The 18,802-nt window shown below is 41.6% G+C and carries 22 protein-coding genes; 6 read left to right on the top strand and 16 right to left on the bottom strand.

The genetic code is table 11. The features are described from left to right. Nucleotides 1-5: 5 nt before the first annotated feature. From DJ568_RS15925 to DJ568_RS15905, 5 genes are read right to left on the bottom strand one after another with little or no spacing between them, the layout of a single operon-like run. Complete coding sequence (locus tag DJ568_RS15925; protein ID WP_114006298.1) at nucleotides 6-983, bottom strand: AAA family ATPase; 978 nt, start codon at nucleotides 981-983, stop codon at nucleotides 6-8. Between the two features lie 2 nt (nucleotides 984-985). Then, nucleotides 986-2,161, bottom strand: coding sequence for a DUF4350 domain-containing protein (locus DJ568_RS15920; protein ID WP_114006297.1), 1,176 nt, complete (start codon nucleotides 2,159-2,161; stop codon nucleotides 986-988). After that, nucleotides 2,158-2,883 carry a DUF4129 domain-containing protein gene (locus tag DJ568_RS15915; protein ID WP_114006296.1) on the bottom strand — a complete coding sequence of 242 codons (726 nt, stop codon included), beginning with the start codon at nucleotides 2,881-2,883 and terminating at the stop codon, nucleotides 2,158-2,160. Before DJ568_RS15915 ends, DJ568_RS15920 begins: the two co-directional genes overlap by 4 nt. A gap of 2 nt (nucleotides 2,884-2,885) precedes the next feature. Continuing rightward, entirely contained in the window at nucleotides 2,886-3,779 is an 894-nt protein-coding gene (locus DJ568_RS15910; protein ID WP_114006295.1) for a hypothetical protein, read from the bottom strand. After that, a complete protein-coding gene (locus tag DJ568_RS15905) occupies nucleotides 3,763-4,743 on the bottom strand; it encodes a stage II sporulation protein M (RefSeq protein WP_114006294.1) in 981 nt (326 codons plus the stop codon). Before DJ568_RS15905 ends, DJ568_RS15910 begins: the two co-directional genes overlap by 17 nt. 91 nt (nucleotides 4,744-4,834) lie before the next feature. Here DJ568_RS15905 and DJ568_RS15900 point away from each other — a divergent pair, with 91 nt between their 5' ends. Next, nucleotides 4,835-5,566 carry an RDD family protein gene (locus tag DJ568_RS15900; RefSeq protein ID WP_114006293.1) on the top strand — a complete coding sequence of 244 codons (732 nt, stop codon included), beginning with the start codon at nucleotides 4,835-4,837 and terminating at the stop codon, nucleotides 5,564-5,566. On the opposite strand, the gene DJ568_RS17655 is transcribed toward DJ568_RS15900, so the two are convergent. Both DJ568_RS17655 and DJ568_RS15890 read right to left on the bottom strand, forming a co-directional pair. After that, complete coding sequence (locus tag DJ568_RS17655; protein ID WP_158534960.1) at nucleotides 5,563-5,901, bottom strand: DUF2752 domain-containing protein; 339 nt, start codon at nucleotides 5,899-5,901, stop codon at nucleotides 5,563-5,565. The two genes, DJ568_RS15900 and DJ568_RS17655, sit on opposite strands and share 4 nt — an antisense overlap. A 56-nt stretch (nucleotides 5,902-5,957) precedes the next feature. Continuing rightward, nucleotides 5,958-6,227: a CD225/dispanin family protein gene (locus DJ568_RS15890; RefSeq protein WP_199561009.1), complete on the bottom strand. Its 270-nt coding sequence runs from the start codon at nucleotides 6,225-6,227 to the stop codon at nucleotides 5,958-5,960. A gap of 131 nt (nucleotides 6,228-6,358) precedes the next feature. On the opposite strand from DJ568_RS15890, the gene DJ568_RS15885 reads away from it, so the two are divergent. Then, a complete protein-coding gene (locus DJ568_RS15885) occupies nucleotides 6,359-7,786 on the top strand; it encodes an L-serine ammonia-lyase (RefSeq protein WP_114006290.1) in 1,428 nt (475 codons plus the stop codon). Nucleotides 7,787-7,813: 27 nt separating this feature from the next. Here the strand turns inward: DJ568_RS15885 and DJ568_RS15880 are convergent, their stop codons facing one another. From DJ568_RS15880 to DJ568_RS15870, 3 genes are read right to left on the bottom strand one after another with little or no spacing between them, the layout of a single operon-like run. Then, the gene (locus DJ568_RS15880) at nucleotides 7,814-8,518 is read right to left on the bottom strand and encodes an SGNH/GDSL hydrolase family protein (RefSeq protein WP_114006289.1); all 705 of its coding nucleotides are present in this window, start codon (nucleotides 8,516-8,518) and stop codon (nucleotides 7,814-7,816) included. Next, nucleotides 8,518-9,240, bottom strand: a complete 723-nt coding sequence (gene lipB / locus DJ568_RS15875; RefSeq protein ID WP_114006288.1) for a lipoyl(octanoyl) transferase LipB — start codon at nucleotides 9,238-9,240, stop codon at nucleotides 8,518-8,520. The genes DJ568_RS15880 and lipB overlap by 1 nt, the downstream gene beginning before the upstream one ends. Continuing rightward, nucleotides 9,237-9,884, bottom strand: a complete 648-nt coding sequence (locus tag DJ568_RS15870) for a 4'-phosphopantetheinyl transferase family protein (RefSeq protein ID WP_114006287.1) — start codon at nucleotides 9,882-9,884, stop codon at nucleotides 9,237-9,239. Before DJ568_RS15870 ends, lipB begins: the two co-directional genes overlap by 4 nt. Before the next feature lie 134 nt (nucleotides 9,885-10,018). On the opposite strand from DJ568_RS15870, the gene DJ568_RS17300 reads away from it, so the two are divergent. The 4 genes from DJ568_RS17300 to DJ568_RS15855 all read left to right on the top strand — a co-directional run bounded on the left by DJ568_RS17300 (nucleotide 10,019) and on the right by DJ568_RS15855 (nucleotide 13,876). Further along, entirely contained in the window at nucleotides 10,019-10,165 is a 147-nt protein-coding gene (locus tag DJ568_RS17300) for a hypothetical protein (RefSeq protein ID WP_158534959.1), read from the top strand. A gap of 73 nt (nucleotides 10,166-10,238) precedes the next feature. Continuing rightward, nucleotides 10,239-10,775 carry a dCTP deaminase gene (gene dcd, locus DJ568_RS15865; RefSeq protein WP_114006286.1) on the top strand — a complete coding sequence of 179 codons (537 nt, stop codon included), beginning with the start codon at nucleotides 10,239-10,241 and terminating at the stop codon, nucleotides 10,773-10,775. Between the two features lie 74 nt (nucleotides 10,776-10,849). Continuing rightward, nucleotides 10,850-13,549: a TonB-dependent receptor plug domain-containing protein gene (locus DJ568_RS15860; protein WP_114006285.1), complete on the top strand. Its 2,700-nt coding sequence runs from the start codon at nucleotides 10,850-10,852 to the stop codon at nucleotides 13,547-13,549. Nucleotides 13,550-13,594: 45 nt separating this feature from the next. Beyond that, nucleotides 13,595-13,876 carry an ATP-dependent Clp protease adaptor ClpS gene (locus tag DJ568_RS15855; RefSeq protein WP_114006284.1) on the top strand — a complete coding sequence of 94 codons (282 nt, stop codon included), beginning with the start codon at nucleotides 13,595-13,597 and terminating at the stop codon, nucleotides 13,874-13,876. A 17-nt stretch (nucleotides 13,877-13,893) separates the two neighbouring features. On the opposite strand, the gene DJ568_RS15850 is transcribed toward DJ568_RS15855, so the two are convergent. The 6 genes from DJ568_RS15850 to DJ568_RS15825 all read right to left on the bottom strand — a co-directional run bounded on the left by DJ568_RS15850 (nucleotide 13,894) and on the right by DJ568_RS15825 (nucleotide 18,800). Then, nucleotides 13,894-14,694 carry a hypothetical protein gene (locus DJ568_RS15850; RefSeq protein ID WP_114006283.1) on the bottom strand — a complete coding sequence of 267 codons (801 nt, stop codon included), beginning with the start codon at nucleotides 14,692-14,694 and terminating at the stop codon, nucleotides 13,894-13,896. A gap of 95 nt (nucleotides 14,695-14,789) precedes the next feature. Beyond that, a complete protein-coding gene (locus DJ568_RS15845) occupies nucleotides 14,790-15,287 on the bottom strand; it encodes a heavy-metal-associated domain-containing protein (protein WP_114006282.1) in 498 nt (165 codons plus the stop codon). A 75-nt stretch (nucleotides 15,288-15,362) separates the two neighbouring features. Then, entirely contained in the window at nucleotides 15,363-15,752 is a 390-nt protein-coding gene (locus tag DJ568_RS15840; RefSeq protein ID WP_147238781.1) for an HYC_CC_PP family protein, read from the bottom strand. Nucleotides 15,753-15,891: 139 nt separating this feature from the next. Next, on the bottom strand, nucleotides 15,892-16,569 hold the full coding sequence (locus DJ568_RS15835; RefSeq protein ID WP_114006280.1) for an OmpA family protein: 678 nt from the start codon (nucleotides 16,567-16,569) through the stop codon (nucleotides 15,892-15,894). Nucleotides 16,570-16,778: 209 nt separating this feature from the next. Continuing rightward, nucleotides 16,779-18,113 carry a sensor histidine kinase gene (locus DJ568_RS15830; protein ID WP_114006279.1) on the bottom strand — a complete coding sequence of 445 codons (1,335 nt, stop codon included), beginning with the start codon at nucleotides 18,111-18,113 and terminating at the stop codon, nucleotides 16,779-16,781. A gap of 3 nt (nucleotides 18,114-18,116) precedes the next feature. Next, nucleotides 18,117-18,800, bottom strand: a complete 684-nt coding sequence (locus DJ568_RS15825) for a response regulator transcription factor (protein WP_114006278.1) — start codon at nucleotides 18,798-18,800, stop codon at nucleotides 18,117-18,119. Between the last annotated feature and the right edge of the window lie 2 nt (nucleotides 18,801-18,802).

Genomic DNA, 18,802 nt, shown 5'->3' with positions numbered 1-18,802 from the left:
AAGGTTTAGCGGGGTACTTCTATCTTTTGTATTATCTGTGCAATAACATCGTCCGGTGTAACGCCTTCCATCTCTTTGTCCGGTGTTAACATAATGCGATGCCTTAATACGGCTGGCGTTACCTGTAGTACATCATCAGGGGTAATAAAATCACGGCCCTTGATAGCAGCGATAGCTTTGGCAGCACTTACAACAGCTAATGAAGCCCGTGGCGAACCACCCAGGTATAACGATTTGTGATTGCGTGTTTCGGTAATGATGCGCGCGGTAAACTCCAGTATTTTAGGCTCTACGTGAAAGCCGCGTACTTGTTCACGCAAGTCAACTACCTCCTGTGATGATAGTACGGGTTTAATATGACTGAGTTGCTCAGTATTTTTTTTCTGGTGCTGCTGGGTTATAATCAAAATTTCCTCTTCCAGTGTAGGATATTTTATCTCTATCTTAAACAAAAACCTATCAAGCTGGGCTTCCGGCAGGCGGTAGGTGCCTTCCTGCTCTATAGGGTTTTGGGTAGCCAGTACCATAAAAGGTTCGTCCATTTTATAGCTGGTACCGTCAATAGTTAGCTGGCGCTCTTCCATTACTTCAAACAGAGCTGATTGTGTTTTAGCAGGTGCGCGGTTAATCTCATCTATCAGGATGATATTGCCGAAAATAGGACCGTGCTTAAACTCAAACTGCGTGGTTTTAGGATTGAATACCGGCGTACCTAAAATATCTGACGGCATCAGGTCGGGCGTAAACTGCACGCGCGAGTATTTGGCATCAATGGCTTTGGCCACAAGTTTGGCCGTTAAAGTTTTTGCCACGCCGGGTACACCTTCTATCAGTATATGCCCGTCAGCCAGTATGCCTGCTATAATAAGGTCAATCGTTTCGTGCTGACCTACAATAATTTTAGCAAGTGTAGCCTTTATGTGTTCAACCGCATGGTTGAGTTTACTCAGGTCAGTTCTTTGTTCAAATATTTCTTCTTCCATTTTTATGCAGATATGGTATAAAAATTCTCTATGAGTTTATTTAATTGCATTAGTTCATAATCACTTACTCGTTGCTGGTGCGCAATGTAATTCATATAATCTACAAGCTCTCGTGCGTCAGCCTGTTCTATACCCGCTTTTTGCGCCAGCGCATTAGTAAAATCATCGTCAAGCTTATTGGTTTGCAGGCTGAACTGCTCACGCAAAAAAGTTAAAAAGTATAGTATCTTTTTGTGTGCAATGTTTTGGTTGTCATGGCTCTCATAATACACCTGTCCTACTACACGCACAAAATCCAGCGTAGAGTTTTGCAGGGGCTCAATCACTGGAATGGGGCGCTGGCGCCGTTTAAGATTATACAACACATATACAATTAAACTAAAAAGCGCTGTATAGTATGCATGCCGTAATGCCGGGTTGTTGAAGAAAACGCGCATAGGTGATGCTTCGTTAGCTGAGCCCTGCGAGTAATATTCGTCCCATAAAATTTGTTTAGGATTAAGGTATGATAATGCTGCCGGCGCATATTGTGCAGATAAGGGCTTCAATAGCCCATAATTCGCAAACATCTTAGGGTTGGCCGAAAGGTAAAGCGACCCCTTGCCAATTTTATATTTTATAAAATTGGCAAGCCCGTTGTTGTTAACGCCAAGTACAACGGTATTGGCGGTATCCAGCTCACTAAAATAGTTGTTTATAGCCCCTTTATCTACAAAATATTGCCTGTCGGGATTTAGCGCCGGATTTACAAAGCTGATGTATTCGGGCTTGTTATACTCGCCATATAAGTCATTTGCCTTAATATTTAATCTGTCTCTAAACAAAGTGCCAAAATCTTCGGCAGCTATAAATGCATCATTACCGGCTTTTATAAATCGTTCTAACTGCTGCTGGTCCTCTTCTGATGTTTGGATACGATTGCAAATAATGATGTATGCTGCGTTTTTATACTCTGTATCAACAAGTACGTTATGTACAGATTGCCTCCGTGGTGTTACGCGTGCATCCGGGAAAAGGTCTTTTATATGGTTGTAAATTACAAAAGTGCCGAAAGGGGATTTTTTGGTGTTGATATAGCTGACATTCCAATCAGTTTCTTTCGGCTGGTTATATTGCATTACTACATAAGCAGTAAGCAGTATAGCGCCGGCAATAAGATATATCTTTAAATCCTTCATGGCAACTGTTGCTTAAACTCACCAAACATGCGGTTGATATCGTTAAAGATGTGCTCGTTTATGCCAAAATCGCCGTACCAAACGTATTCAAACCTGCGGGTAAGCGCACCGAACATTTCACGCTGCGCAGGGTTAGATAATTCATAATAATAGGCCGAGTTGGTTTTGTCAATCTGCCACTTTATCAATTCCCTGTCGCTTAACTGTTTCAGGCATTTAAGATATAGCAACCGTACTGCAAGCCTGTAGTTATACTGCGCTATGGCATTATTTATCTCGCTGTCGAAGTCTATTTCATGAATGTTTTCAAGTGATTCATAATAGGGTATATCGCTTTTTTTTGCTTTGCGGCTAAACAGCGCCGCTACATCCATACCCGCGGCTTTCATAATAACATAAATCAACCCTGCAAGTGCCAGCCCCGGCAGCAAATACTTAAATATTACTGAGCCTAAAAATGTGTTGGATATAGCATAAATTATCAAGGCCCATAGCCACATCCAAAAGCGGTTCCAGGCGGATGGCTGTTCTTTTTTTTCTTTTACGTAGGCAAAGTCTTCGTCTTCCGCATATTTTTTTAGCGTTTTGGTGTCAAAGGCTTTTACAGTTACGGCCGCACTGTCTTTGTGCAGTACAGCAGGCTTATTGCCGGTGGCCGAGGTATTTAGCTCCAAAGCCAATAACAGCCATAATAAAAAATATCTCCTTAAATAGCGGGTCATTCTTAATATTGCTCGGTTGGCAAGTTAGAATTGTCATCGCCTTGCTTGCCAAGTTGATCAATCCGTTGCAGCAAGCTGGTGCCGTCTTTTTGTTCGGTAAAACTGAAATAACACAGTGCTACCGCAACAGCTACTAACGAGTAACCAATTAATATAATGGCGTGCATCAGCGTGCTTAACAAAGCGATAAGTGGATACACTATAGCAGTATCTATATTTAAAAATGTATTAAAAGAGGTAATCAGGGCTATAGGAATACTGGCTATTGAACCCGAAAAGCCTACCACCATAACCATAACCAGTATCACCCCAAAAGTAAGCCACCAGTTCCCGGATATAAGTTTAAAGCTTTTTCCGAAAGCGTAACTAAAACTTCCGTTTTCAAATACTATAACAGGCAGCAGTAAGCTTAACACAACACCAAGGTAGATACCTGGTAGTAAACAAAGCACGGTGCCCACCACGCACAAAATAACTGTGATAATAAATGCGCCGGCGCTTCGTAAAAAGTAATATTTAAAGTAACCCCAAACTTCCTCCAAGGTCGGTTTATTGCCATCTTTCTTTTCTAACGATATTGCCATATAGCTATAGGTTACTAAATATACGCCTAATATTAATGGCAAAACTCCCGCGTAATAGTACCCCATACCCTTATAAATATCAACTACGGAGTTTTGTGACGCAGACGGGTCGCCGGAGCGTATGCCTTCCATTACGGTTATGGTATTCATTTGCATCATTATATGCGCTATAACCGTTATAAGTAAAAAAAATCCGGTAATTACTATCAGTGGTTTTACCAGCGCTTTTATATTATGCTTAAAAAAGTCAAAAGAGTCGCTAATTATTTCGCCAAAGTCACGTATCCGGCGCAGCTCAAAATGTGGTTTCATCAGTATTATTTATTGTGTTTAAGTTTAGTTTTTTATTTAATAGGGCGGGGTAAAGTACTACGTACCATGTAATAAATACAAATGAGCAGGTTAGTATAGTTATACTAAGCCACACAGGCATTTCGGTATGGCGGGTTACAAATCCTTCAAAAAATGCAGCTGTCAAAAACAACGGTATAATACCTGAAGCTATTTTAACACCATCTTTAGCGCCCATTTTTAATGCTACCAGGCGCTTGTATGTTTTAGGGAAAAGCAAACTGTTGCCTAAAATTAACCCGGCTGCGCCGGCAATAATAATGGCCGATATTTCAAGGGTCCCGTGTATCCATATTACCAAAACGGACTGTAAACCTAATCCTTTACTAAAAAAATAGTACTGGAACGAACCCAGCATTACGCCGTTTTGCAATAACCCATACAGGGTTCCTACGGAGAAAAAGATACCAGATACAAACAGGCGGAGCTCTACATAAATATTGTTTGCCGCGATAGCTGCGAACATGGTAAATTCATCAGCTTGCTTGTAAACTCCAAACGGGTCACCTTTGGCTATATTGTCATTAGTTTGATTGACATAATCATTTCCCAGTATAAGTCTTACAAAGCCACTATCGTATTTTGCCGATAGTACACCCATGAGCGTAAATGTTGTAAAAAAAGCAAACGCATATAACAGGGATTTGCGGTGCTTATAAAATAACAAGGGCAACTCAAAACGCCAGAATGTTACAAACCGGCTGGTTTTTTCTTTTTTGTTTTTGTAAATAGACTGATGGAACCGTGATGCCAGGCCGTTGAGGTATTTGGTAGTGTTTGAACGGGGATAAAATGTTTTGGCGTAAGCAAGGTCGTCAGTTATGCTGATAAAGCTCTCGGCCAATTCATCCGGGCTTTTAGCTTTAATTTGCTCGTAGCCCTTCCATCTTTCGCTGTTCTGTTTGATAAAGAGGGCCTCACGCATCTTATTAGTCTGGTATTATTTCGGTTTAAAATAACCACAAAAACTTAAACCGCAAGCAAAAAAGTGAATAACAATTTTATATTTGTTTGCTATGGGGACGGTAACTATACAAACTACACAAAATATCGGAATTGATTACGAGGTAGCCGGGTTGGGCGAACGCGTTGTTGCTACCGTAATTGACTATGGGATTTTCATAGTATCGATGATATTCGGCCTGTTTTTAATGGCAGCGATAGACAACCGTAGCACTATGGTAGTGTTAATGATAATTTGGGTTATTTTATATGTTTTTTATGATTTGGCTTGCGAAACACTGTTTAACGGGCAAAGCCTTGGTAAACGTGTAATGAAAATACGGGTGATAAGTCTTGATGGCGCACGCCCATCCTTCAGCCAATACCTTATGCGCTGGCTTTTTAGGATAGTTGATTTTGGCATATCAAGCGGGGCTGTTGCCCTTATATGCACTGCCTGTACTAAAAACGTACAGCGTGTGGGTGATATAGTGGCCGGTACAACGCTTATAAAAACTGAACCGCGCACCCAGATTCAAAACCTTGTATTTACACCCGCTAATGATGATTATCAGCCGGTTTTTAATGAAGTTGTTCAATTAACAGATAATGACATTGCGCTTGTGAGCGAGGTATTAAACAACTACTACAAAACCGGTAATACCGTTATTGTATTTAATATGGCTGAGCGATTAAAAAAGTTGCTTAATGTACAACCACCTGCCACAATGGATGATATGCATTTTTTACAAACCATTGTTAGGGACTATAGCCACATGGTTTCAGCAAACGACTTTACTATTTAATTATTAAAAGGATATATCGTAGTGTTCCGTATGATCCAAAAGGCGACAACGATTACGAAGACAACCTTAGGTGTTGCACGGTGGTAGAGTAATGGCCATTGTAGCTTTTGTTTTTTTATTAGCGAAGCAATTTTGTAGCCCCAATGCACCACAAGCAATGGCATGCTTATCACCAGTAACAGGTTATGACCAATAGCTCCGACTACATCAGCGTGCAAAAGTGCATGTGCGGCCCGTTGCGAGCCGCAGCCCGGACAATCAAATCCTGTTAAAACGCGAAAGGGGCACTTGGGAAAAAAACTATGTTCTGAGGGATTAAAAAGATAGTAAACCATACACATTGCTAAAAACCCAGCAACAGCGCAAGCAATGTATATGGTTTTCCTTACACTCACACTCGGCCCATGCTAAATAAGCTTACTCCAAGTATCACCATTAGTATCACGTAGAGTACCCAAAAGCCAATAGCAACCCAAAATGACACCTTAGTCCACATGGCAGCTTGTTTGGAAGCTCTTAACGCGCCTTCATAGTCTCCAGAGTCATATCTGCTGTTTACTGCATTAGCGTTTACGATGCCGGCAATACCAAATGGCAGGCAGCAAAAAATAGTTGTTAAAATTGATTCAACCAGCCAGTTCTTAGGTCGAATTTTTGGCACTTGGCCAAATGTTTCATTAGGTTCCATAATTGATTTAAAGGTTTATTTTGAGGTTCAAGGTATTGATTCACTTTCAGATATTAAAACTTTCAATCAATTTTTTTGTCACTACTATCACTAAGTTTGTACAGATGCAACGCGAACAGATATCCGTATTTGACATGTTTAAAATTGGCATCGGTCCGTCAAGTTCGCATACGCTTGGTCCATGGCGGGCGGCACAGCGGTTTGTGAAAAAGCTGAAGGATGCCGGGGCGTTGCCTTTGGTAACAGGCATAAAAATATTACTATACGGCTCATTAGCTAAAACGGGCAAAGGGCACGGTACTGATATAGCCGTATTACTAGGGCTAAGTGGCGATGATCCTGTGACATTTGAGGTAGACCGCGTGGAACCTAAAGTAAAAGATATAGCGCAAAGTGGCCGATTAATTTTAGGTAACGAGATACAAATCCCATTCAACAGGGAGGAGGATGTGCTTTTTTTATATAATGAAAGCCTTGCTTTTCATCCCAACGCACTAACATTTCAGGCACTGCTAAATACAGGTAAAGCTATGTCTGGTACCTATTATTCCATCGGCGGCGGTTTTGTTGTTACCGACGGAGAAGAAAAAAGTGCCAAATCACAGGTCGATCTTCCTTTTCCGGTAGAAACCGCCGGCGATCTGTTGCATTGGTGTATGAAAACCGGTCTTAAAATATCTGAAGTGGTAATGGAGAACGAATTGGCCTGGCGTAACGAGCAGGAAACCCGTAAAGGAGTGCTGCAAATATTCGAAGCCATGCGCGATTGTATGTATCGCGGATGCCACACGGCCGGAAATTTGCCGGGCGGTTTAAACGTAGCCCGTCGTGCTGAAGGGCTAAACGAACGGTTAACGGGAGGTAACGGCTACAATAATTACAGCGAATGGGTAGAGGTAATCCGTCGTTCAGGTAACGGTTTCCAAAACACGCTGGATTGGGTAAGCTGCTTTGCCCTTGCGGTTAACGAGGAGAATGCATCTTTTGGCCGGGTGGTTACAGCACCAACTAACGGAGCCGCCGGTGTAATACCTGCGGTGCTGCAATATTACATTGTTTTTTGCGATGGCTTTGACGATGATAAGATCATTCGTTTTTTACTAATAGCATCGGAGATTGGTAGTATTTTTAAAAAGGGAGCCACCATATCTGCCGCGATGGGAGGCTGCCAGGCCGAAATTGGTGTTTCTTCCGCCATGGCAGCCGCCGCACTGACAGAGTGCCTCGGCGGTTCGCAGCGGCAGGTATTAATGGCTGCCGAAATAGCCATGGAGCACCATTTGGGCCTTACGTGTGATCCTATTGGCGGTTTGGTACAGGTGCCCTGCATTGAACGGAATACCATGGGGGCCATAAAAGCCATAACCGCATCGCAACTGGCCTTGCAAACTAATCCTGATAACGCCAAAGTAAGCCTCGATAACGTTATAAAAACCATGTGGCAAACCGCCCAGGATATGAGTTCGAAATACAAGGAAACTTCAGACGGTGGGTTGGCGTTGAACATACCCATTAGCTTGTCTGAATGTTAAGGCCAATTGTCTAAGTTAACCCGGTTATTATTTTTTTAACTGTGCTGAAACTTTTGGTAACAACAGCTCCACCCACTCACTATACATTTTGCCCGATGGATGCAATCCGTCGTCTGCTACAAGCGCCGGATCGTTTTTACGGGATATTGGTGTTATATCGGTAAAGCTTACGCCTGCCTTCTCGCTCTCTTGTCTTGCTATGGCATTGTACTGGTCAATTTCGTCAGCAATTCTTTTCTTATCAAGTCCTGAGGCAAAAGGGGTAACACTATAATCAGGTATCGATACTACAAAAACCTGCGATGCCTTACCGTCAGCATATGATAATGCTGTGTTCAACAACTTTACAAAGTCCTTACGGTAGGCTTTGATATCGTAGCCGTTGTATTGATTGTTTACGCCGATTAAAAGGGTTACAATATTGTATTTTTTAGTTAATCCGCTGCCGTTTATGGCAGCAATAAGCTGTGCGGTGGTCCACCCGGTACGCGCAATAATTTCAGGTAATGCAACACCGTAACCCGCCTGGTTTAACCGCATAGCCAATTGATTTGGGAAACTGGCAGATGCCGGTACTGATTGGCCGATTGTATATGAATCGCCCAGGGCCAGGTAACTGGAAGCGGCAACATTTGGTGTATCGGGCTGCAAGGGATGCCTCATCGCATCAGCCGGTTTTTTGTCGCAGCCGGATAGTATAAATAACGTTAATAGTAAATTTAAGACTCTCATTACAATATCTCCATACCAAAAAGTACGGAAATATGATGTTTAAGGATTTCTTTTATTTGTTGTAAATCAACCTGTTTCCCTAATTCTTTTTGCATCGAGGTAACGTCTTTATCATCAATGCCGCAGGGTACAATGTTTTTGAAGTAATCAAGATCGGTATTTACATTAAAGGCAAAGCCGTGCATGGTTACCCAACGGCTGCAGCGTACACCCATGGCGCATATTTTACGTGCGCGTTGCGTATCCTGTTCAATCCACACACCGGTATAGCCCGGATACCTGTCACCCTTTATGTCAAATTGCGCCAGGGTAAGTATAACTGCTTCTTCCAGCGTGCGCAGGTAGAGGTGTATATCTGTAAAAAAATTATCAAGGTCAAGTATAGGGTAGCCTACCAACTGTCCGGGGCCATGGTAAGTGATGTCGCCCCCGCGATTAATGGGATGATAAACAGCATTTTTTTCTTTTAGGCCCTTTTCATCCAGTAACAAATGTTCGGGCTTGCCGCTTTTGCCAAGCGTATATACATGCGGGTGTTCACAAAATACCAGGTAATTGGGTGTTTCAACCAAGTCGGCGGCTTCATCGCCTTCAAGGGCGCGTTTGTTACGCAAATCGGTTTTAAGCTGTACGGTTTCCGAAAAAAGTTTTTCCTGCCTCTCCCAGGCTTCCTTATAATCAGTTAATCCCCAATCCTGGTAAATAACCTTTTTATTTTTCATGCATTCTCCTCTATCACGTAGCCTATCATATAATCCTGGTACTGCTGGTATCCTACTTCATAATCAATGGCAATACTTTCCTTTCTTAAATGTGCCTTTACCACGCCATGACCTTCAAAATTAAATGGCTCAAGTAAAATATTGTCTAAAAAGGATACTTCCTTTTGTCCGTAACATTTGTAAACAGCCTCCTTGATGCACCAGCATACATAAAGTTCTTCTATCTTATATTTTTCACTTATAAAGTCAAGTTCCTGTTTACGCATAAATTTATGTGCAATCCGCTCAACTTTTTCTTTCACCTGCTCTATATCAATACCCACATGATGTTTACGGCTTATCATTACCGCGGCATAATCAAACGAGTGGCTAAACGAGATATGATAGGGATGATTAACCAGGTAGGGCTTGCCATGGCTGTCTACTTTGCAATCTATATACTCATTAGTGCTCAGCATAACGCGCAATAATACCCGGGTGCTTAGCCAATGCAGGTGACGCTTGTTGGTGCCCAGGTTTTCAACCACCACCTTCTCATCGTCATTTAACTGGAGTTGCATATACAGGTCATCGGCGGTTTCCTCAATTTTCCAAAGGGCAAATTCAGTATCATCATCAATGCGTTGCCTGTATGCTATAGCCATAAAGTAAAGTTGCAAAATTAGTAACAATAATCAGCAAAATCCGCTGTTGTTGTAACGCAATTATTTACCCTCAGCTGTAACGAAACGGCGGCTCCTTTCGTCTATACAAGTAAAACCATCACAGTTATATTAAAATGAAAAGAATATTTACAGCGGTAACTATTTTAGTGGCAATAGCAATAACGGAGTCCTGCCGTAAACATGAGCTTGAGCAGAGTATTTCAACCGGAAAAGTTATCAAACAATCGCCCCGCGCCAGCGCGAAAATTCAAAAATTATGATCCTGTTATTTGTTGATTATCCTGTTGGCTATTATACTAAATAATTATAATTTAGCCGGATAACATCCTGAACATGATATTATCTGACAAACGCATCCTGGAAGAAATAGACAAAGGCCATATTATTATTGAACCGTTTAAGCGGGAGTGTCTTGGAACAAATTCATATGATGTGCACCTGGGTAAATATCTGGCAACTTATAACAACAGGGTGCTTGATGCCAAAGTACATAATGAAATATCATCTTTTGAAATACCTAAGGACGGATTTGTTTTACAACCTAACACCCTTTACCTGGGCGTTACCATGGAGTATACAGAAACTCATGCTCATGTTCCGTTTCTGGAAGGTAAATCGAGCACCGGGCGTTTAGGTATTGATATTCATGCTACCGCCGGCAAGGGGGATGTAGGCTTTTGCAACACCTGGACACTTGAGATATCCTGCGCCCAGCCGGTTCGCATATATGCTGGGATGCCGATAGGCCAGCTAATATATTTTGTTGTAGAAGGTGATATAGAAACCATGTACAACACAAAGGGTAACGCCAAATACAATAACCCAACCACCCGTCCCGTTGAAAGTATGATGTGGAAGAATAAATTCTGATACTTCCTTTTTCAGTATTTTAGTGTTGGCTTATAAATCCGCTGCATTTTTTGTAGATTGGGTTAGGGTTTATTATGAAAAAAAAGATATCCGCGGTTTTATTGGTTTTAGCCGGTGCGTTACTGCTAAGCTTTAATAAGGTTGATGACGAACTTATTAAAACCGTAGCGGTACAGCTTGATAGATGGCTTAGTGAGCATCCGCAAGAAAAAGTTCATCTTCATTTAGATAAGCCTTACTACGCAGCTGGCGAAGATATATGGTTTAAAGCTTATGTTACTGTTGGCCCCGAACATCGTTTAAGCGCCATAAGCGGGATTTTAAATATTGAACTTATTAACTCGGATGACAGCATTAAGCAGGCAATAAAATTACCGCTTACAAGTGGTTTAGGCTGGGGCGACTTTAACCTGCCCGACACGCTGGCCGAGGGCAGCTATCGTATACGGGCTTACACCAATTGGATGCGTAACGCCGGAGATGATTATTTTTTTGATAAAACCATTACTGTTCTCAACGCTGCTGCTAACAAGGTTTACACCAGCACAAAATATACATATAATAATCAAACTGGTAGGCGGCAAGATAGTGCTATTATTACTTATGCTGATATTAACGGCAACCCGTATAGCAATAAAGAAGTTAGTTACAGGGTAGAGAATAATAACCGTTCTGTTGAAAAAGGTAAAGGGGTAACTAATGCTAAGGGCGAGTTGACCGTTAATTTTGCTAACAACTCCATTCAATCAACCGGGTTGGCCCGGATGCAAACAGTGATAGCTATTGATGGTAAAGAAAAGGTCACTAAAAGCATTGTTATCAAAGCGCTGTCTGACGAGGTTGATATACAATTTTTTCCGGAAGGCGGTTACCTGGTGAACGGAATAAGCTCAAAAGTTGCTTTCAAAGCTACGGGTGCCGACGGATTGGGTAAGGATGTGAAGGGTGTGATTAAAGACGGCACGGGAAAAACCATAACAAATTTTAATAGTGCACACCTGGGGATGGGCGTATTTGCATTTCAGCCGCAAGCCGGTAGTACTTACAGCGCCCGGGTTACCTATGCCGATGGTTCACAAAAAACAGTCCCCCTGCCTGTTATAAAAGATGCTGGCTATGCTCTATCGGTTGATAACAGTGATACGGCTAGGGTAGTATTGCGAATACTTGCGGCCAATGTTGCCGGTAATGAGTCTTTAAGCGTGGTGGCGCATTCTGGCGGCAAACTGCTTTACGCGGCCAAAACCAAACCGGGGGGTACGGGTTTTATGGCGGCCATACCAAAAGCCAGGTTCCCGTCGGGCATTGTGCAATTTACACTGTTTTCTTCAGCTGGCGAGCCGCTGAACGAGCGTTTGATATTTGTTCAACAGCCCGATTTACTTAAATTGAACATATCAGCGTCTAAACGGGTGTACAGCCAGCGCGAAAAAGTTAAGCTGGATATAACTGCGTCTACCGTAAAAGATAGTTTGATTGAAGGTGCTTTCTCTGCCGCGGTTATTAACGAAACAATTGTCAATGCAGACGAAGCAAATGAAAATACGATACTGACCGACATACTACTTACCTCGGATATTAAGGGCTATATTGAAAAGCCGAACTACTATTTTACAAATATCGGTGACCAGACGCGCGCCAACCTGGATATATTGATGTTAACGCAGGGCTATCGTCGTTTTGAGTGGAAATCAATATTGAACGCAAATTTTTCAGCAAGCCGGTATCAGCCGGAAAAAACGTTGGATATATCAGGCACCGTTACACAAAAAGGCAAACCGCTTGCAGCCGCAAAAGTTACCCTTTTCAGTTCGACGGGCGGAATATTTTCTGCCGACACCGTGGCTGATGCGAATGGGCGTTTCAGGTTTAAGGATTTAGTTTTTGCTGATAGCGCGCGTATGGTGGTGCAAGCCAGTGCGGCAAATGGTAAAAAAAACAACGTTGACATTATACTGGATAACATAGAGCCCCCGGGAATCGCCAAAAATAAAAACGTGGGGGATATACGTGCCAACTTGAATGAAGGCTTTTCAGCATATCTGCAATATAGCAGCAAGTGGTATGCGGCGCAATTAAACTCAGGTATGGGAGTACGTACTATTGTGTTAAAAGAAGTCAAGGTTACTGAAAAGAAGCAAGTGGCTAAAAACTCATCAAATCTGAACGGTTCGGGCAATGCCGACCAGGTGATAACGGCTAAGGATTTACCATTGGGTTGTTTCCGGCTTGATATGTGTTTGCAAGGGCGACTGGTAGGGGTGAGATTTGTGAACGGAAGGGCTTTTTCAACCCGCGGCATAAATACACCGATGCTGATTGTGGTTGACGGCGTTTATTTAAGTGATGATTACTTGAATGTACTAAACGTTAATGACGTTGAAACCGTTGAAGTACTTCGGGGAATAGGCAGGACTGCTATATACGGTGCACAAGGGTACGGCGGTGTTATTATTATCACAACCAGACGCGGTGGATCTAATTATGATTACCTTAAGCGTCCGGCACCGGGTGTAATTAGTTATACTCCTAAAGGTTATTACGTTGCCCGGACCTTTTATTCGCCGCGCTACGACGATCCGAAGACTAATGTACAGGTTGCCGATATGCGCAGCACTATTTACTGGAACCCTAATATTATAACTGGTAAAAACGGCAAGGCATCAATTGAATATTTTAACGCCGGCAGTGAGGGAACATACCGCGTGGTTATTGAAGGTATTGACAATGACGGCAGGTTAGGAAGACTGGTTTACCGGTATAAAGTAGAATAGAAACCTTTATTTGCTTACAGGTTTTTTGAGTAAATTTGCGTACTTATGCCAACAGAAGTACAGGAAGAGACGTTTACACTTGAAGAGTTACTGGCCGGACTAAAGGAAATGCACCGGCTTATTTTATGGAACGACGATTTTAACACGTTTGACCATGTAATTCACTGCATGATGAAGTATCTGGACTACTCAGAATCGCAAGCAGAGAAGATTGCCTGGAAAGTACATAATGAAGGTAAGTGTGCTGTACTTGAAGGATCATTTACAGAAATGGAGATTTACCGCAAAATATTACAGCAGGAGGGACTAACCGTATCTGTTGAATAATAGCCCGTTTGCACAGGCTATAACCCAAATATATTATACTCAAGCCTTACTAAATACATATTCATGCTATTGCGGCGCATAGCGTTGTAAAGTGGAGTACGGTAGGAGACGTCGACACGAAAAACACTGTTAAAGATAAATTGTAACGCAGGCGCTATATCCAGGTAACTTTGCGCGTAACCAGGGTTGGTTTTACCCAGCAATTCCACATAAAGGTTAACATTCACCTGGTCATAATTTTCATAGCGTTTGGGTAATAGTAAATAACCTGCCGATAGGGTATAACCCAAACTGTTACGTGCGTTTGCCTCAGGGAATTTATGTCCGTTGCCGTTATCAAATGCACGCAGATAACTTGCCGAGCCGGACAAGGCCAGTTTATGCAACAGTTGCGTGAATACCACGCCGGTTTGCAATGCTGTGTTGTCGCCCTCCAATGATATTTCCTGGTTTACTAAAGGGTTGTTTATACTGGCTGCCTTTATAAAAGCAGCGCCCCTAAAATGTTTGTGTACGGTATCAATTGATAAAAACCGGTATTTAGCGTACAGACTTCCGCCCTCCAGCTTTTGACTTTGTTGATAAAGGTTTGACATGTATAATGAACCGTGAACCATTAGCTCCTTGCTCGCCCCATACATCAGCTCCAGCGTGCTGCGATTTTTATACTGTGGCCGGAAAAACCCCTGGTTTTCTAATCTTATACCTAATGATCTTGTTGCCATATTACTGGCTGGTTCGGTATTAACATATAATTCCTGGCCATACACTGCACCTACAATAAGCAGCAGCACTGTTGTTGATATTAATATTTTCATCTGAAGCGTTTAAAGGATTTATCACAATGATGTGGCAATCTCACCCGCGGGAGGTAAGATTGCCACATTATTGTTTATATCAATTTAATATCCAACTATATCGCTACGCAGTAAACCTTTTTGGTATTAGGTACTTCTGGCTTTTGGCCATGATATTTTTTAGCCAGTGATGATGGAGCAAGACCTTTATCAACAAATGTAACAGCTATCGGGCCATTTGGAAGCTTGTTAGCTGCGTTAACCAAATGGAAACTATAGCCTGCGTAATGGAAGATGTCATTGGTAAGCTTGACGTTGTTAAAATTGAATACGGCTTTTAGGTTGTTTACAGAAAAGCCTGCACTTTGTACCTTGTTGCTCAATTTGTCAAAATTTACCGGCACATTCTTTTTAAAGGTTATCATAAAGATATTCCGGTTCAGGTCTGGTTTTATACTGCTTACAAAGTCCAGTGTTTTTAATGATTTTTCGGTGGCTTTTGAACACATTGAGCATGTCAGGCCGCTAACTTGTAATTCAGCGGATGTAAATTGAGCGTTGGCAGTTGCCACAGATATAGCCATAAAGGCTAAAAATATTTTTAATGTTTTCATGATTATCAAAAATTAATAAGTAAAAAAATAGGGCACGGTAATTCCGCACGATAAGTTCAGGCTATTAATTTTTAATCAGATACGGAGGGTGCAGTTTTTTATAAAAACAGAGATGCTCTTTTCTTGCTTTTCAGGTGGGCCACGGTCAAATATTTTTTCAAAAAGAGCCCGTTGTGCCGAAAAGAGAAATTCTTCAAAAGGTAATGCCGGTATATCAAATGCAAACAATTTGGCCAGAAACGATTGAGATTTTTCAGCCTGGTGTTCATCTTTAACCTTGATGTCCACTTGTTTATCCTTGCAGCACTTCATTTGTTTGGCTGCATCAGGCATGCATTTTTTGGCAGGACTGTCAATTTTTACCGATGCTACTTTACCGCCGCAATAATGAAAGTTTAGGGCAAAGCCAAATACTGTACAAGTGTACAGTAATGTAATGGCCAATATCCCCATCCTTTTAAGCATATACAAAAATACCTGTTTTTTTATCAATCAACGAATTGAGGCCAGATAATTAAATTTTATGAGATTTATATGTACAAAAAAGCCGGCTGCTAACCGGCTTTTGTTTATATGCAATAAACGTTAAAGTAATATGCAGGGCTTATTGTGCAGCCTTAGCTTCCTGTTTTAAAGCCTCATTTGCTACTATAACAATTTCTACGCGGCGATTTTGTGCACGGCCGTCCGCGGATGTATTGTCCGCTATAGGCTCACCTTCACCTTTGCCTACGGTAGTTAAGCGAGAGCCATCAATGCCGTTTGCAGTGATAAATGTTTTAACCGCCTGGGCACGGCGCACAGACAGATCCTGGTTATACGTATCAGAACCGGTATTATCTGTATGGCCAATTATTGAGATATTGGTTTGCGGATTGCTTTTTAGCGATGCCGCTAAATTTTCGAGGTTGGTTTGCGCTGCAGACTTTAAAGCAGTTTTATCTACGTCGAATAAAATGCCGGAGTCAAATTTCACTATAATACCTTCCCCTTCACGAGTTACAGTAGCTCCCGGCACGGTTTGTTTTATTTCGGCAGCCTGCCTGTCCATTTTACGTCCTATAAAAGCACCTGCTGTACCTCCTACTGCACCGCCAATTATCGCACCCAACGCAGTATTTCCGGCAGCTTTACCAATAAATGCGCCCACTGTACCACCGGCACCGGCGCCAATGGCCGCGCCTTTTTGTGTTTTTGTCATGGAGTCGCAACCTGATGCTAATACACCCAGTGTTGCTATAGCTATGCTATAAGTAGCTATTTTAGTTTTTAAAGTTTTCATCGTAGTAAATGATCTGGTTAAATGATATACTTATATTGACAAAGCCAGTGCCAAAAAGGTTTAAAAATATTTATTATCCGTAATGCCGCCCAGATAATACTCCCGCAATAATTTTTTAATATTTAGGAAATTAAACGTCGTATTACATTCAGCCTGCTTTGCGATGGTATATTTACATGGCTGGTATTTAGTACACTTACAGTAACGTATTAATCGTGTTTTTTGATAATGGAGGCAGGTATAATTAACTTGAATGTACTCCCTATATCCTTTTGTGATTCAACTTCAACTTTAATATTATGAAATCCAGCTATTGATTTAACAATAGGGAGCCCCAGGCCAAAGCTATCCTGTTGTAAAGAGCGTTTGAATTTTTTGAAACGGTTAAAAATATAAGGCAGTTCATCGGCGTGTATGCCAATGCCCGTATCAGCAATGTTGATGGTTACAGCATTGTTATTTAACTCTTCTTTAATGGTTATTTGGCCGCCTTCGCGGTTGTACTTTATGGCATTATTTATCAGGTTGAAAAACAAGTTGAATAGTAAAAATCTGTTTACGTTGTGCAGCCGGGTTTGCGGCGATAGATGCATGGCAAAATGTATATCTTTTTCTTCGATGCGAATGCTAATTTCTTCGTACACTTCTTCCAGCAAGGCATGCAGGTTCACCTCGTCTTCTTTTATAAACTGTTCATTTTCAATTTGTGATATCAGCAGCAAAGTTTTAGTAATACTTTTTAAACGATTGAGTATCCTTTGCATCTCCAGCAGTTTTACCTTTAACTCGTCCGCTATATCCTCTTCATCAAACATATTCTCAATTTTTGATTGAAGGATAGATATCGGTGTCATTAATTCATGCGACGCATTAGAAATAAACTCCCGCTCTTTCTGAAATTTATCAGCTATGGTTTCTATCATCCGGTGAATACTCAGGTCCAGGTGTTGGAAATCCGCTGTTGACGTACGAACGCGCCTGTATGACCCGAACGAGGGGAATCGGTTGCCTACGAGTTTGGTTTTTATAATTTGCCGCAATGGCCGCAATACATAACTCGAGTAAAATTGGTCGGCCAGTATGGTAAGCAGTATCATACTCACCAATATAACAAAGGCTATGCTTTGCAGCGCGCTGCTGGTTTCGTTGAGCGTATCAACACTTTTGCCTACCTCGAGCAGGTAGTTGTTATTATTTACACTAAACGTATGACTAAGTATGCGATACTCTATAGTGTCGCCTTCCACTATGCGGCGCTCGTTCTGTATAGTGTCTAAAAACTGATCAGGGGTAACTTCGTCAAGGCTAACGTATTCTTCTTTAAGTAGGGTATAGCTGCCGTAACTTTCGCCATCGGTTATATAATTACCAATGCCAAGCGTTTTTACAATTTGCAGTACCTTATCCTTCTGTTTAACAAGCTTACTATCAGTATAGCTTTGGTTTATACGGGTAATAAGTAAGGGTAGTAACAATACAAACAACACCACTATCACCAGTTTTGATATGGTGTTAAACAGGGTGAGTTTAGTATTTAACTTCAACGCTTAAGTGTTAACGGTAATTTTATAACCCAGGCCGCGCATGGTTTCAAGCCAATGCGGCGGTGCATAAACATTTAATTTTTTTCGGATATTTTTGATGTGTGCGTCAATGTAGTTTGAATCATAATCATCATTCACTACACTACCCCATATATGTTCACTCAACTGCGTACGTGTAAGGGTACGGTTTTTATGCAATATCATATACGCTATAAGGTCAAATTCCTTTTTTGTGATGGTGTTTATAACCGCGCCGTTATAGCTTATGGTACGTTCGGTAAGATTAATGAAAAAGTCGCCTAGTGTAACAGTGTTTTGTTTAAGGCCAAATTTACGGCGGGTTATAGCCTGCATGCGGCTCTGCAATTCAAGCAGCGAAAAGGGCTTTGGTAAATAATCATCTGCACCAAGGTCAAGCCCTGTAATACGGTCTTTCACCTCGGCACGTGCCGTAAGTATAATACATGCAGCTTCAGAATTGATTGCCTTAACCTCACGCAGCAAATCAAGCCCGTCATAGTCAGGCAGGCCAAGATCAATCAAAATAAAATCGTACAGGTTAACCGCAATTTTTTCAGATGCAGATTTGCCGTTATAACAAATCTCACATATATAATTGTAGTTATTTAAAAAGATTTCTACCTCTCTCGCCAGCGATCGTTCATCCTCTATGATTAATACATTCATAC

Origin of the sequence: Mucilaginibacter hurinus (assembly GCF_003324525.1) — a bacterium.
In the GTDB taxonomy this organism is placed as follows: domain Bacteria; phylum Bacteroidota; class Bacteroidia; order Sphingobacteriales; family Sphingobacteriaceae; genus Mucilaginibacter; species Mucilaginibacter hurinus.
The sequence above is the reverse complement of the archived record's forward strand: the minus strand, read 5'-3'. Positions and strand labels throughout refer to the sequence as shown.

Coding starts and splice junctions, on each gene's coding strand:
- DJ568_RS15835 (WP_114006280.1), bottom strand. CDS start 16,569: ATGAAAACTTTAAAAACTAAAATAGCTACTTATAGCATAGCTATAGCA.
- DJ568_RS15925 (WP_114006298.1), bottom strand. CDS start 983: ATGGAAGAAGAAATATTTGAACAAAGAACTGACCTGAGTAAACTCAAC.
- DJ568_RS15840 (WP_147238781.1), bottom strand. CDS start 15,752: ATGCTTAAAAGGATGGGGATATTGGCCATTACATTACTGTACACTTGT.
- DJ568_RS15855 (WP_114006284.1), top strand. CDS start 13,595: ATGCCAACAGAAGTACAGGAAGAGACGTTTACACTTGAAGAGTTACTG.
- lipB (WP_114006288.1), bottom strand. CDS start 9,240: ATGAAAAATAAAAAGGTTATTTACCAGGATTGGGGATTAACTGATTAT.
- DJ568_RS15870 (WP_114006287.1), bottom strand. CDS start 9,884: ATGGCTATAGCATACAGGCAACGCATTGATGATGATACTGAATTTGCC.
- DJ568_RS15900 (WP_114006293.1), top strand. CDS start 4,835: ATGGGGACGGTAACTATACAAACTACACAAAATATCGGAATTGATTAC.
- DJ568_RS15825 (WP_114006278.1), bottom strand. CDS start 18,800: ATGAATGTATTAATCATAGAGGATGAACGATCGCTGGCGAGAGAGGTA.
- DJ568_RS15915 (WP_114006296.1), bottom strand. CDS start 2,883: ATGACCCGCTATTTAAGGAGATATTTTTTATTATGGCTGTTATTGGCT.
- DJ568_RS17300 (WP_158534959.1), top strand. CDS start 10,019: ATGAAAAGAATATTTACAGCGGTAACTATTTTAGTGGCAATAGCAATA.
- DJ568_RS15880 (WP_114006289.1), bottom strand. CDS start 8,518: ATGAGAGTCTTAAATTTACTATTAACGTTATTTATACTATCCGGCTGC.
- DJ568_RS15850 (WP_114006283.1), bottom strand. CDS start 14,694: ATGAAAATATTAATATCAACAACAGTGCTGCTGCTTATTGTAGGTGCA.
- DJ568_RS17655 (WP_158534960.1), bottom strand. CDS start 5,901: ATGGTTTACTATCTTTTTAATCCCTCAGAACATAGTTTTTTTCCCAAG.
- DJ568_RS15860 (WP_114006285.1), top strand. CDS start 10,850: ATGAAAAAAAAGATATCCGCGGTTTTATTGGTTTTAGCCGGTGCGTTA.
- DJ568_RS15905 (WP_114006294.1), bottom strand. CDS start 4,743: ATGCGTGAGGCCCTCTTTATCAAACAGAACAGCGAAAGATGGAAGGGC.
- DJ568_RS15920 (WP_114006297.1), bottom strand. CDS start 2,161: ATGAAGGATTTAAAGATATATCTTATTGCCGGCGCTATACTGCTTACT.
- DJ568_RS15910 (WP_114006295.1), bottom strand. CDS start 3,779: ATGAAACCACATTTTGAGCTGCGCCGGATACGTGACTTTGGCGAAATA.
- dcd (WP_114006286.1), top strand. CDS start 10,239: ATGATATTATCTGACAAACGCATCCTGGAAGAAATAGACAAAGGCCAT.
- DJ568_RS15845 (WP_114006282.1), bottom strand. CDS start 15,287: ATGAAAACATTAAAAATATTTTTAGCCTTTATGGCTATATCTGTGGCA.
- DJ568_RS15885 (WP_114006290.1), top strand. CDS start 6,359: ATGCAACGCGAACAGATATCCGTATTTGACATGTTTAAAATTGGCATC.